Source organism: Rhizobium sp. 768_B6_N1_8 (assembly GCF_051811225.1).
GTDB lineage: Bacteria > Pseudomonadota > Alphaproteobacteria > Rhizobiales > Rhizobiaceae > Rhizobium.
This window is the reverse complement of the sequence record NZ_JBPWPV010000002.1, coordinates 1110380-1123150: the sequence shown is the minus strand read 5'-3', so window position 1 is coordinate 1123150 and position 12771 is coordinate 1110380. Positions and strand designations below refer to the sequence as shown.

14 protein-coding genes are annotated in these 12771 nt (G+C 61.1%); all 14 read right to left on the bottom strand.

What is annotated here, in order from left to right:
• Nucleotides 1-80: 80 nt before the first annotated feature.
• Nucleotides 81-890 (bottom strand): PfkB family carbohydrate kinase, encoded by an 810-nt coding sequence (locus AB8B33_RS29530; protein WP_439018089.1) that lies wholly within the window; start codon nt 888-890, stop codon nt 81-83.
• Nucleotides 891-920: 30 nt separating this feature from the next.
• Nucleotides 921-1775 carry a phosphonate ABC transporter, permease protein PhnE gene (gene phnE / locus AB8B33_RS29525; protein ID WP_439018087.1) on the bottom strand — a complete coding sequence of 285 codons (855 nt, stop codon included), beginning with the start codon at nt 1773-1775 and terminating at the stop codon, nt 921-923.
• A gap of 3 nt (nt 1776-1778) precedes the next feature.
• The gene (gene phnE / locus AB8B33_RS29520; RefSeq protein WP_439018085.1) at nt 1779-2699 is read right to left on the bottom strand and encodes a phosphonate ABC transporter, permease protein PhnE; all 921 of its coding nucleotides are present in this window, start codon (nt 2697-2699) and stop codon (nt 1779-1781) included.
• Between the two features lie 67 nt (nt 2700-2766).
• On the bottom strand, nt 2767-3681 hold the full coding sequence (phnD, locus tag AB8B33_RS29515) for a phosphonate ABC transporter substrate-binding protein (RefSeq protein WP_439018084.1): 915 nt from the start codon (nt 3679-3681) through the stop codon (nt 2767-2769).
• Between the two features lie 56 nt (nt 3682-3737).
• The gene (gene phnC, locus AB8B33_RS29510) at nt 3738-4559 is read right to left on the bottom strand and encodes a phosphonate ABC transporter ATP-binding protein (protein WP_439018083.1); all 822 of its coding nucleotides are present in this window, start codon (nt 4557-4559) and stop codon (nt 3738-3740) included.
• A gap of 218 nt (nt 4560-4777) precedes the next feature.
• Nucleotides 4778-5950, bottom strand: a complete 1173-nt coding sequence (locus AB8B33_RS29505) for an alpha-D-ribose 1-methylphosphonate 5-triphosphate diphosphatase (RefSeq protein WP_439018082.1) — start codon at nt 5948-5950, stop codon at nt 4778-4780.
• Nucleotides 5937-6677 (bottom strand): phosphonate C-P lyase system protein PhnL, encoded by a 741-nt coding sequence (locus AB8B33_RS29500; protein WP_439018886.1) that lies wholly within the window; start codon nt 6675-6677, stop codon nt 5937-5939. Before AB8B33_RS29500 ends, AB8B33_RS29505 begins: the two co-directional genes overlap by 14 nt.
• A gap of 21 nt (nt 6678-6698) precedes the next feature.
• A complete protein-coding gene (locus AB8B33_RS29495) occupies nt 6699-7547 on the bottom strand; it encodes an ATP-binding cassette domain-containing protein (RefSeq protein WP_439018081.1) in 849 nt (282 codons plus the stop codon).
• Nucleotides 7544-8458, bottom strand: coding sequence for an alpha-D-ribose 1-methylphosphonate 5-phosphate C-P-lyase PhnJ (locus AB8B33_RS29490; RefSeq protein ID WP_439018080.1), 915 nt, complete (start codon nt 8456-8458; stop codon nt 7544-7546). Before AB8B33_RS29490 ends, AB8B33_RS29495 begins: the two co-directional genes overlap by 4 nt.
• Nucleotides 8455-9552: a carbon-phosphorus lyase complex subunit PhnI gene (locus AB8B33_RS29485; RefSeq protein WP_439018079.1), complete on the bottom strand. Its 1098-nt coding sequence runs from the start codon at nt 9550-9552 to the stop codon at nt 8455-8457. The genes AB8B33_RS29490 and AB8B33_RS29485 overlap by 4 nt, the downstream gene beginning before the upstream one ends.
• Nucleotides 9552-10097 carry a phosphonate C-P lyase system protein PhnH gene (gene phnH / locus AB8B33_RS29480; protein ID WP_439018078.1) on the bottom strand — a complete coding sequence of 182 codons (546 nt, stop codon included), beginning with the start codon at nt 10095-10097 and terminating at the stop codon, nt 9552-9554. Before phnH ends, AB8B33_RS29485 begins: the two co-directional genes overlap by 1 nt.
• A complete protein-coding gene (locus AB8B33_RS29475) occupies nt 10097-10555 on the bottom strand; it encodes a phosphonate C-P lyase system protein PhnG (RefSeq protein WP_113320366.1) in 459 nt (152 codons plus the stop codon). The genes phnH and AB8B33_RS29475 overlap by 1 nt, the downstream gene beginning before the upstream one ends.
• Entirely contained in the window at nt 10548-11336 is a 789-nt protein-coding gene (gene phnF / locus AB8B33_RS29470) for a phosphonate metabolism transcriptional regulator PhnF (RefSeq protein WP_113320431.1), read from the bottom strand. Before phnF ends, AB8B33_RS29475 begins: the two co-directional genes overlap by 8 nt.
• Nucleotides 11337-11590: 254 nt before the next feature.
• The gene (locus AB8B33_RS29465; protein WP_113320365.1) at nt 11591-12736 is read right to left on the bottom strand and encodes a M24 family metallopeptidase; all 1146 of its coding nucleotides are present in this window, start codon (nt 12734-12736) and stop codon (nt 11591-11593) included.
• Nucleotides 12737-12771: the final 35 nt, after the last annotated feature.

Here is a 12771-nt window from a genome sequence, read left to right as displayed (position 1 = left end):
GCAGCGACTGCTGGAGGCAAAGGGCTGTCGTTCGACAGGTGAACAATGGAAATATCAGGTGAGGCTTGCAGCGCTGTCTTTCAAGAGCCGTGATTTCTGGAGGCGGCGAGGTACGAAGCCGCCACCTTGCAGGCAGCCAGCGCTGCGGCGCCGGCGTCAAGACCTCCGATGATGGCATCGATGTAACCACCAGCGAAATAATCCCCCGCTCCCGTCGTATCGCGCACCGGGGCTGCTGGCGGTAACTCGACGATGATCGAATCTTGCCGGCTGACGATCTCGATGGGTTGCATACCGCTCGTCAGCACGAGGGTTTCAAGCCGTGGCGCGGCGATTTCAGCAGCTGCCTGCCAGGCGGTTTGCGCCGCTCCTTTCACGTCCGAGCGCGAAGCGATCAGAACATTGGCCGGCCGGCGTTCAGCCGAGAGCGGATATTGCGAAACCACCTGGTCGAAATCATCCAATTGCCGCAGGGCGGCCTGGCTCATCGTCCGTGCATTGAGGTAGACGAGCGAAGCATCGATCGGCGGCAGGGCTTCGATACCAGGCCTGCGGCGGCCAGCAGGCGCGATGATGGTGCGTTCGCCGCTGGGGTCGACAAGGATGTCGACAGCTGCAGTCTTTCCGGGCACGAGGCCAACGAAATCGGTGTTGAAGCCACGTTTGCCGAGATCCTTCAGATAGGTGCGCCCTCGATCATCGTCGTGAAGACTGGTGACGAGTATCACCTCATGGCCGCGATCGAGCAGGACCAGGCCGGTATTGAAGCCGCCGCCGCCATAGCGCTCCTCAATCGATTGGCAGGCGAGCCTCCCGCCGGGCACCAGCGGTCGGTCGAGCCGCCAGATTCGGTCGACATTGGCATTGCCGACCACCATTATCCTTGCCATTCCGTCTCCCTTGCCGCGCTCTTCCGCCGCTTAGCGTGCGCTGTCATTCTTGCCGATGATCTTACCGCGCAGCCAGGCGGAGGAAAGATCGATAACATAAACGACGGCGACGATCAGGAAGATGATCGTCCAGGCTTCCGGCCAGCGATAGGCGGCAATGCGGTCCGCAAGCAGAAACCCGATTCCGCCGGCGCCGACAATGCCGAGAATGGTGCCTGAGCGGGTGTTGGATTCGAAATTGTAGAGCATGATCGACAGGATCACCGGCATGGCCTGCGGCATGATGGCAAGGCGGATCGTCTGCAGCGGTCCGCCGCCCGACGCGAGAACACCATCGACGGGTTTGCGCGAGGTATTTTCGATTGCTTCCGAAAAAAGCTTGGCGAATGTGCCGATTTCCGAGACGGCGATGGCGAAGACGCCCGGGAGCGGACCAAGGCCGAAGGCGCGGATGAAGATCAGTGCGAGTACGATCTGTTCCACTGCGCGCAGCGCATCGAAACCTCGGCGGGTCGACAGCCGCACCCAGCCGAGCGGCATGATGTTCTTGGCACCGAGAAAGGCGAGCGGAAAGGCGACCACCGCACCAAGCAGCGTTCCCAGGAACGCCATAGAAATCGTCTGGCCGAGGCCGACGAGCACATCGTTCCATTCCTGCCAGGTCGTCCAGATATAAGGCGGGAACATGAAGGAGAAGATCATGCCGAGCCGCGACAGGCCGTTCAGGATGCGCGCCGGCGAAAAGTCGAAGAGATAGAGGCCGGCAATGAGTGGCAGGATAAGGGCTATCGAACCGGTATAGCGCATCAGCCGTACGCGCGGCGGGACCGAAAATGCGCCCGGCACGCGTTGCCGCAGTCCGGAAAGGGAGGAGGTGTCGGCCATGTCTCAGATACTCCGGCTTTCGATGCCGATGATGCGGTGGCGCAGCTTCTCACTCAGGAAATCGATGATCACGACAGTGACGAGAATGATGACGAAGAGCGCCGATAGATCGGTGTATTCCTGAAGCGACATGGCGGTGCGGATCTCCTGTCCAAGGCCGCCGGCGCCGACATAGCCGATGATCGAAGACGAGCGTACATTGATCTCGAAGCGCAGGAGCGTGTAACTGATGATGTTCGGGATGACCTGCGGCACGACGCCATAACGCATCTGCTGAAACCAGTTGCCGCCCGAAGCTTTGACGCCTTCCAGCGGCCGCATGTCGATATTCTCGTTGACCTCGGAATAGAGCTTGCCGAGCGAACCCGTCGCATGCGTCGAGATCGCCAGCACGCCGGCAAGTGGGCCGACGCCGAAGCAGAAGACGTAGATCAGCGCCCAGACGATATCGGGAACCGTGCGGATAACCTCGAGATAACGGCGGGAGGCGATCAGCAGAAAGCTGTTGGGACTGAGGTTGCGGGCGGCGGGGAAGCTCAGGATAAAGGCGCCGACGACACCGAAAAACGTTGCGACATAGGCGATCAGGATCGTTTCGCCGAGCAGCTCCAGCCAGACCGGCCAGCGCCAGAACCATTCGGCGAGATCGGAACCGAGCGTCTCGAGGCGCAAATGCGGCAGTGTCTTGTAGAGATATTCGCCGAGCCGGGGCAGGGAAGCCCATAGTTTCCAGGTCGTGATACGCTCGCCCGAGGGCAGATTGACCTCGGTCATGTCAAAGAAGCCGCCCGTCCAGGCCGTCAGCAAAACCGCGACGGCAAAGAGCATGACCGAAACGAGTTGCACGGTTTTGGCGCGGCTGCGGATACTGCGATATTCCGCCTCGAACTGGCGGATGGTGATGGAAGCTGATGCTGTCGTCATGTCTGATCCCGGTCGTGAGAGCGCCGGAGGGCGCGGCGCTCCCGTTGCTTGGCGTGGATGAGGGATGTCAGCCGTTACGGCGCTGCTTCTTCAGCCAGTCGCGCATGTCGACGATCCACTGATAGCGCTGATGATCGACTTCGACATAGCCTTTGGAGGTGGAGTTATCGCCGCCGCTCATTTCCTTGAAGGCATCGGGTGCCTTCTCCGGCGTTGCCTTTACCGCTGCCTTGACCTCAGCGATCATGTCGGCGGGCAGGTTGGTGCGGGTGGTGAAGGGGCCGTTGGTGATCTCAGGCGACTGCCAGATACGGCAGACCTCACCCTTCGGGATCATGCCCTTCGACTCCATGCGCTGCGGGATGCCGCTGATGTCGTTGTTGACATAGGTCGCGGCAGCATCGAACTGCTTGTTGGCGACGGCCATGACGCCGGTTTCGTGAGCGCCGGAGAAGGGAATGGCCGAGAAAAAGGTCTTCGGATCGTAGCCCTGCTTGACGAGGTTATAGTAAGGCACGGCGTAGCCGGAGGTGGAATCCGGATCGGCGAAGGCGAGAACCTTGCCCTTCAGGTCGTCGACCGACTTGTAGCCGGAGTCGCAGCGAACGGTGATGACAGAATAGTAGCCGGTCGAGCCGTCCTGTTCCTGGCCCGCGAGCAGTGGTTCCACGCCGCCATTGGTTTCGGTATAGGCGGCCGCATAGGCGGAGGAGCCGAGGAAGGCGAATTCGATCTGGTCGGAGGCGAGCGCCTGGATGACGCCGTCATAATTGCCGGCGGTGAAGATCTCGACCTTCACGCCGAGTTCCTTTTCCAGATATTGCTGGAAGCCGACGCGGCGTGCGATGCGGTCCTTCTCGTTCTCGCCCGAGAGAACGCCGAGGCGGATCGTCTTGTACTGGTCTTTCCAACCGTCGGCATGGGCCTGGCTGGACAGGGCAAGCGTGGCCGTCACGGCCGCAAGCATGAGGACGTTTTTCATTCCAACTCTCCTGTTGCAAAAAGAAGCCCGCGGCCTGGCAGAACCGCGGGCGAAACTCATACCGCCTGGTAGACCTTCTCTTTTGCGGTTCGACCGGCGTTGAATGAGGTGGATGTCACGGCCTCGTCGATCTCTGCGTCGAAATCCTCCGTGCCGTAGATTTCGCGGACCCGTTCCTGGGTCAGATCTGCCGGCGCGCCGTCAAAACGCACCCGCCCGGCCCGCATGGCGATAATGCGTTCGCAATAGTTGCGGGCAGTATCGAGCGTATGCAGATTGACGAGTACGGTAATGCCATCCTCGCGATTGATCTTGCGCAGCGCCTCCATGACGCGTGTCGCATTGGCCGGGTCGAGCGACGCGATCGGCTCGTCGGCAAGCATGATCTTCGGGTTTTGAACCAGCGCCTTTGCGATGGCGACACGTTGCTGCTGGCCGCCCGACAACGTGCCCGCCCGTTGCAGCGCCTGCGGCACGAGGTCGAGCCGATCGAGTGCGCGGATCGCCATTTCCTTTTCTTCATCCGTGAAGCGGCGCAGCATGGATGAGAGGAAGCCGTGTTGGGCAACATGGCCGATCAGCACATTGGTCAGCACATCCATGCGCTCAACCAGATTGAACTGTTGGAACACCATGGCGCAGGAGGCGCGCCACAGACGCAACTCGCGGCCGCGCAGCTTGGTAATATCCTTGCCCTCGAACATGATCGTGCCGGATGTCGGGTCGAGCAGACGGTTGATCAGCCGGAGCAATGTCGATTTGCCGGCGCCGCTGCGTCCGATAATGCCGACCATCTGCCCGGCGTGGATCGATAGAGTTACGTCGTCGACCGCCTGTGTTTGGCCGAATTTCTTCTTGAGGGAATGAAGTTCAAGCACCGGAAGACCTCCGCTTGCCAGAAGCGTCAGAGACGAAACTGAATTGTACTTAAATACCAGTCGATGAAATGAAATATAGCATTTCAGTATGACACTTTTATTAAGTAATTGTTCAATATTTGCCGATAGTTACGTTGTTTTTATCAGGTAATACATCCGGAAAATCCGGATGTATTTTGTTCAATAGCAGCCCCTGGCGCTTTTCGGCTGGAGGCTTCTTATGCAGCCTTTTGGAATCGCAGGACAATTCCATCCGAATAGACCTGCCTGCCCCGGCAGAAAGTGGCCCGCACCCGCGGAAGGCGGCCATGCTCGGCGATGACGAGATCGGCACGTAGTCCAACTTCGATCGCGCCGCGATCTGTCAGCCCAAGCGCCTTGGCGGGATTGGCGCTGACCAGCGCCACAGAAGCCGGCAGTCCGCCCGATCCGGCTTCCGCAAGTGCGATGGCAGCCGGCAGCATGGCGGAGGGATGGTAATCGCTCGCCAGGATGTCGAGAACGCCGCGTTCATAGGCCTCACGGGCAGAAAGATTGCCTGAATAGGAAAGCCCGCGAAGCGCATTCGGTGCACCCATGGCCGTTGCCAGCCCGAACTTGCGGGCCTCCTGTGCAGCCGCCATCGTCACAGGAAACTCGCTGATGCGCGCACCAAGTCCCTCCACGATTGCGACCTTCTCTACGCTGTCGTCATCATGGGAGGCGATGATGACGCCATGGTCGCGCGCGGTGGCGGCGATGCCCTGCAGATTGTCGACCGCGTCATTGTTCTGGGCGCGGTTTTCCATGCGTTGCTGAACACGCTGGGCAGCCTGTTCGAGACTGATCTTGTTGTTGCGCGCGATCGTCTCGATATGGCGTTCGACATCGCGGTACTGGCCCTGGCCCGGCGTGTGGTCCATCAGCGAGACGAGATCGAGGGCGCCGGCCCGCAGCAGGTCTTCGATGACGGCGCGGGCATGGGTGAAGGTGATTTCGAAGCGTGCGTGAACCCTGTGGTCGATCAGGAGATCGTTCTTCCGGAGTTCGACCAGCGTCTGGATGATCGAGCGCGAATGCTCTTCCGAGCGAATGTGGCCATAGCTGCTATTGGCATGGAAGGACAGCGCCGCATAGGCGGTGGTGATGCCATTGCCGGCAAGCTTCTTGTCGAGTTCGAAAATGCCGAGTTCCAGCGGAAAGCGCACATTCGGCCGCGGCTCGATCTCACGCTCGATCATATCGCCATGCATGTCGATGAAACCTGGAAGCAGCAGCCTGCCATCGCCGGAAATATCGGCCCCAGCCGCCGGCTCTTCTCTGATGTCGGCGATAATGCCATCTTTAATCCTGACAGCGCCGCGCGGTATGACCCTATCGCGCAGCACGATTTCGAAATCACTCAGCCACATTCTCTGCTCCATCCTGGATCTGTCGGGTTTGAAGGCTGATTTCGCGGTCGATGAGATCCGCGACATCGTCGGGGTGGTGAAAGACGCCGATCATTGCCACGCCTGCAGCCTTCAGCTCGGCAAGGCGGGCAACGAGTGCGCGGCGCGCATTCTTGTCGAGCGAGGCAGTCGGCTCGTCGAGAAAGAGGAGCCGCTGCGGCAGGATGAGGGCGCGCGCCAGATTGACCTTTTGCTGCTCGCCGCCGGAGAAGGTAGAGGGATAAGCGGCCCACAGTCCCGGCTTGACGCCGAAGGCGGAAAGCCAACGGCGCGCCTGTTCAATCGCCTCGTCGTAAGGCTGGCCGGCAAGGCGCAGCGGCTCGGCGACCAGTTCTTCGGCCGCCACGCGCGGACGGGCCTGCAGGAACTGCGTCACGAAGCCGATCTCCCGCTTGCGCAAAAGGGCGATATCGACGTCGGCTGCGACTGTCAGATCGATGACACCTTCGCGCGTATGATAATAGGCGTGGCCGGCGCGCGGTACGTAGGAACGGTAGAGCGTGCGCAAGAGCGTCGATTTGCCGGCGCCGTTTTCGCCGGTCAGCAGGATGAATTCACCTTCGCGGAGTTCGAAATCGACCTTGTCGAAGGCGTGCAGCGTGCGTTTGAGATGATGCATCTCGAAATGCTTGGCGAGGCCCTGGACGGAGAGAATGGTCTGCGCCGAAGCGGCAGGATGTGTGTGCATGTTCACCGGCTCGGTCTCCTCTCAAAGCTTCGCATGCACGAGCTGGTGGGTATATTCATGCTGCGGATCCTGGAAGATCTGGTCGGCGAGCCCCTCTTCGACGGCTTCGCCGTTGCGCATCACCATCACACGATCTGCCATCGTGCGGATAACACCGAGATCATGCGAAACGATGACGATGGTGATCCGGCGTTCGCGCTGCAGCCGCTTCAGCGTGTCGAGCACCAGCGCCTGGACGCTGACATCGAGCCCCGTGGTAGGTTCGTCGAGCAGCAGAAGCGCCGGTTCGAGCGCAATCGCCTTGGCAAGCTGCACGCGCTGCTGCATGCCGCCCGAGAGTTCCGCGGGACGGGCATCCATGCGCGCGACCGGAAATTCCGAGGCATCGAGTGCGCCCTTGGCGCGGGCACGAAGCGTTGCGAAATTCCGCTCGCCGGCAATCAGCAGCCGCTCGGCGACATTTCCGCTGCTCGTATGGTTCATCCTCAAACCAAGATGCGGGTTCTGGTAGACAATACCGATATGGCGCGCCCGCAGCATGCGCCGCTCGAAACGGTCGAGCGTGAAGAGGTTGATATCCTCGCGGCCGGGAAGCGTCAGCCTGTATTCACCATCATCCGGCCGGTCTTCTAGGTTCATCATCCTGAGCAAAGTCGATTTGCCGGAACCGGATTCGCCGACGATGCCGAGCACTTCGCCGGGATAGACGGTCACATCGACGCCGCGCAGCGCCTGTACCTCGCCGAAGCTCTTGCGGATGCCGTTCATCGTCAGGATCGGCGAGGACAGCATCAGCCGCGGCGGCTGGCGCCCGGATGCCGAAAGATTTGCGGCAGAAAGATTGGAGGCGGAAAGGGGGGCGGCGCTCATTGCTCGATCTTGCCTTGCTTGTAATAGGTTTCGCCGATGGCAACGGTCTCGCCGTCCCGCTTGCGGATATGCTTGACGCCATACTGGCTGTCGGAAACCTCGAAGGTGGAGGAGCCATCATCCTGCGGTAGTTCGTTCATGAAATAGCCTGTTACGCCGCTGCGGTGACAAATCTTGTCAGCATGATCCTCGACCCGGTAGGGCACGTCGTCGAATACAAGCGGTTCGACGCGCGTGTAAGGTGGCACGGCATGGATGCGCTTTTCGCGGCCGGCCGAGAGGATGGTGAGGTTCGCCGCCTGGTTCATCTTCGGCACATCCCAGCGCGGGATCGGCGAAGGGGTCATCACATGGCGACCATTGACCATGCTCGGATAGCTGGAACCCTGCATAATCCGGCCGGAGCGCACCAGCTGCTCGTAAAGGGTCAACCAGAGTTGGCCGTAATCGGCATCACCATGCATGATACGCGCTTCTGACATGTCCGGCTGGACAGGCCGCAGCGGTTCGGGATTGGGAACCTGCAGCACGAGGATCTGGTCCTCGCGCAGCTTCTCTTCTGGGATGCGGTGGCGCGACTGGATGATGTCTGCCTCCAGCGTATCCAATGTCTCCCGGGCCGAGCTGACCCGGCGCAGGAACTTGCGGATGCTGCTGGCATTGACCGAATCGTCGGCGCCCTGATCGATGACCTTGACGACGGATGTCGGCTTCAGGAGCGTCAGCGTCACCTGCAGGCCGCCGGTTCCCCAGCCGCGGGCAATCGGCACTTCGCGGCTGGCATAGGGCACCTGATAACCGGGAATGGCGATGGCTTTGAGGATGCGGCGGCGCATCTCGCGCTTGGCGGATTCGTCCAGGAAGCCATAGCTGAAGGCCGCCCAGGGTTTTGTCAGTTGATCGAGTTTCACGGCATTGCCTTTTCGAGTTCGGCCTGCTTGACGGCGCCGTCCCGGGGTGCTCCGGTCTCATTGGCTGCCTTGTCGGCTTTGACGCGCCTGATAGCATCGAGGCTCGACTGGAAGGTCACGTAATGCGGCAGCTTGAAGTGGATGCAGAAGCCCGAGCTTTCGACGGGTTCCGTATGGTAGAGGACGAATTCCTCATTCGAGGCCGGATGGGGATTGGGCTGATTGGAGGCGAGATCGAGCGAGGCGGCGGCAATGACCTTCACCTCGTTCCAGCCGAACGTGGCGGAAAAGCCGAGTTCGAGGCCCTTGCTCTTGGAGATGACCTCCGTTTGGCTGACGCGCACGCGTCCGGCGCTGAAGAGCGTGCCGCGCGGATGGCGGATGCGCACTTCGGCTTCGGCGAGCCGTAATTCGTTGACGGTCGGATGCACGCTGCCATAACCGCGCATGGTCGAGTAGCCGAGCGCCAGCGTCCCGCCGGTATCGGCACGCGCCAGACTCTGCAGCTTGTGGGCGCGGCTCGCCGGAAAGAGCAGCGGCTCGCGCGTCACATCGGGGATCTCGTCGAGCGGTACGTCTTCCGTTGATGTCTCCTCGATCAGGCCCTGCGCCTTCTGCCAGTCGGTGAGCGACGGCTGGGTGGCGGGTGCGGGTGTCTTTGCGGCTTCCACCGGTTCTGGAACGAAGGTCGTTCCGTTCAGCACATCGACATTCAGCAGACGGTGCGAATAATCGAGCGTCGGCCCGAGGATCTGGCCGCCTGGAATATCCTTGAAGGCTGCCGAAATACGCCGCACTGTAAAGAGATCCCGCTGGCGCACCGGTTCAGCAATCGTCAGGCGCGGCTGGGTGGTGCGATAGGCGCGCAGCAGCAGCACTGCCTCGTAGAGGTCGCCGCCGGACTGGGCCAGCGCCAATGCGGCAAGCTCTGGCGCGTAAAGCGAGGCTTCGCCCATCACGCGGTCGACCAAGTAAGGCAGGCTCTCGCCGATCGCGTCGACACGGGCCTTGTCGATCTGTCCGAGTTCTTCGCGATAGAAGCGCTCGGACTGTTCAATAGCGTGTTCTCCGCCACGTGTTGCAACATAGGCCATCAGAGCACCTCTATCTTGGTGGAGCGGGGAATGCCGATCAGGCTTGCGCCGTCGGCTAGATAGATGTCCCAGCCGAGCGGATAGTGGGTGGCTTCGGCGCGCAGCGCCCAGAAATCCGGATGCACGCCGCCGATCGCGATATCGATGGAACCGTTGACGCCGGGGCCTGTCAGGCGAAGCCCCGTTCCCGATCCGATGATGGCCGGCGCGAAAATCGTTGCGGAGGCATCTGGATAGAGCAGATTGCCGCTGAGCATTACCGAAAGCGCGGAGACTTCGGCGCGGTCGCCGATCGATGCGAAGACATATTCCGCCTGATGCAGGGCAACGGCATTGGCGCCGGTCCCGACAATCTCTGCCTTCAATCTCTCATCGGTGCAGAAGAAGCTGCATTCGCGGTCGAGCAGGCTTTCGGCCAGCGCAAGAAGGCCCTGAAAGGGCAGGGGCTGGACGCGGCCGGGACGGGCAAGTGCCCACATCAGCGCATCGAAGGTGGCGTTCGTGCGTATGTCCTCATCAGTCGGAAGGAGCAAGGTCTGTGTCATCAGAAGGTCTCCATGCGCACGCGCGTCGCTTCGACCTTGCGCAGCCTGATATCGTCGTCCTGAATCTGGCGGCGCTGTTCGCTGGTCAGGAAGGTCTCGATGCCGGTCTTGCCGATCTTGCCTGCGAAACTCGCATCGATGACGGCGATCGCCATGGCATGTTCGAGATCGCGCCCGACGACGGCGCCATAACCTTCCACGCCATGATCCGACAGGCGTATATGGGCCTCGGCCATCAGCACTTCGCCGAGATGGAAGGCCGTGTTATGCACGGTGTCAGTGTAGGGCAGCATCGCAAGGCCGGTGCGGTTCACGAGAACCTCAACCGCTCCCACGTCATCGAGCAGTTCCTCTGCAATCGCCTTGATCCCTTCCGCATCCGCCCTGGCAAGTATGTCGAGCATGCTTGCATGGCTGAAGCTGGCAGGGGGCGCGCCGGCTTCCATGGTGTCATTCATCGTCCTGTCCTTTTGCCGTCGTCGCAGCGCGATCCTCCGGCTCGTTGTCAATGCTGAATTGCACGCGTTCTCCGGCCCAGACGGTCTCGGAATAGGCGATTGGCCGGCCTTCCATGTCGACGTCGGTTTTCTGGACGACGAGCACCGGCTGCTGGGGCGACTGGGCAAGAAGCTGCGCTTCGTCACCAATCGCGCGGCGGGTGAGGATCATGGTGCTCTGCCTGACATAGTCGGGGATGCCGAAGGCAGCGTAGATGCTGGTGACCGATTCACCCGCGCGGCGGCGCAGGTGCATGTTCGGGAAGCGCTCGACCGGATGGTAGGAATGACTGAAGCTGATCGGCACATCGTCGGCAAAGCCGCGGCGGGCGATCATGTAGACCTTTGCGCCTTCCGGGAGCTTTAGTGCTGCGGAGATCCCCGGCGGCGCCACGATCTCCGACTCAGAGACCGGCTGGCCGGAGGGAACGCGCCCTTGTTCCAGAAGGTTTTTGCGGAAGCGCGTTCGCCGGGCGATATTGTAGGTGATGACGGAGTGCTCTTCCACGAAGGTACCGCGCCCCTGCTCGACCCGCACCTTTCCGGCAGCAGCAAGCTCGGCGATCGCCCGTCGTACGCTGTGGCGGCCGACCTGGAACTGCTCCATGATCTCGGTTTCCGTCGGCAGGCGGCTTCCCGGCTGGAGCGCGCCTGACGCGATATCCCTGTTGATCTGCTTCTCGACGGTCTGCCAGTGGCCGGACCGCGATCTTGCTTCGATCGAGTGTTCTTCATTAGTCATTCGGATGAATCCAAAATTCATTCGGATGACCTAAACATAGCGGCTATCGGTGACGCTTTTGTGTAAGCGGCGGACGAACTCTTCGCTGATTGACTAGCTGACTGAAGCGAACCGGTCGCGCAGGCCCGATCCGGAAGATCCGGATGTACAAATAGGCTGCCGACGGATCATCATCCGATATCGGCGTCGCGTTCATGTCCGACGCCAGGAGAACCGATGGCAGCAGATGACTTGGCGTGGGAGGGAAACGAAATTTAGACCGCGTAGGGATTTTCTGCGGGCGTCGTGAACCAGTGCGGGCCATCTTCGGTCATGTAGATATGGTCTTCGAGGCGAACACCGAATGCGCCGGGGAAGACAACCATCGGCTCGTTCGAGAAGCACATGCCCTGTGCCAGCGGAGTTTTATTGCCGCGGACGATATAGGGCGCCTCGTGGATTTCGAGGCCGAGGCCATGGCCGGCGCGATGCGGCAGGCCGGGCAGGCGATAGTCCGGGCCGAGCCCATGTCGCGCAAACACGTTGCGGGCGGCCGCATCAAGGCTCTCGCAGGGCGTGCCGAGTTTTGCCGCATCGAAAACGGCTTGCTGGCCCTCACGCTCGATTGCCCATGCGCGTACGAATTCGTGATTGCCCTCGTCCAGCGTATAGGTGCGTGTCAGATCGGAATGATAGCCGTCGATCCGGCAGCCCGTATCGACGAGAATGACGTCACCCGCCTGCAGGATCTGTTCGCCATCCGCCCCATGCGGCAGTGCTGTCGCCGCACCAAAGGAGACGATGCAGAAGGTCGAGCCGCCATCGGCGCCGGCAGCGCGATGCTGCTGGTCGATGAAGCGCGCAACGTCCGAGGCGGCTATGCCGGGCGCGAGAGTGTCGCGAACCTTGCGATGAATATCGAGCGTGATACCCATCGCATATCGGATGAGGGCGATTTCCGCCGGCGATTTGATGGCGCGTAGCGCGCGGATGATAGGCCCTGCATCGACAAGGCGGGTCGCCCCCATCTCTCTGGTAAAGGCGTGATAGAAGGCAAGCGGCAATGCATCGTCGAGCGCGAGCTTGCCGGACGGACCGACGAGCCGTGATACCAATGCGGCGGGGCTTTCCTCTTCTTCCCAGACGGCAATCTCACCGGGCAGATGCGGCAGCATCTCGACGCGGCTGCGCTCAAAACCGGGTACGATGTAAGTGAGTTTATCGTCAGTCACGACCGCGCCGAGCAGTCGCTCGCTTAGGTGCCAGACGAGGCCGGTGAAATAGCGTAGACTCTCGGTTGGGCCGAGCATTGTGGCGGCGATGCCGTCCGCCTGCATGCGCTCGCGCAAGTGCGACAGGCGGCTGCGGCGTTCTTCGTCAGTGATGGCTGCTACGGGATGGGACCAGACCGTGAGAGACACGCTATATATCCGTTATCTTTGTCAAAATTGAATGC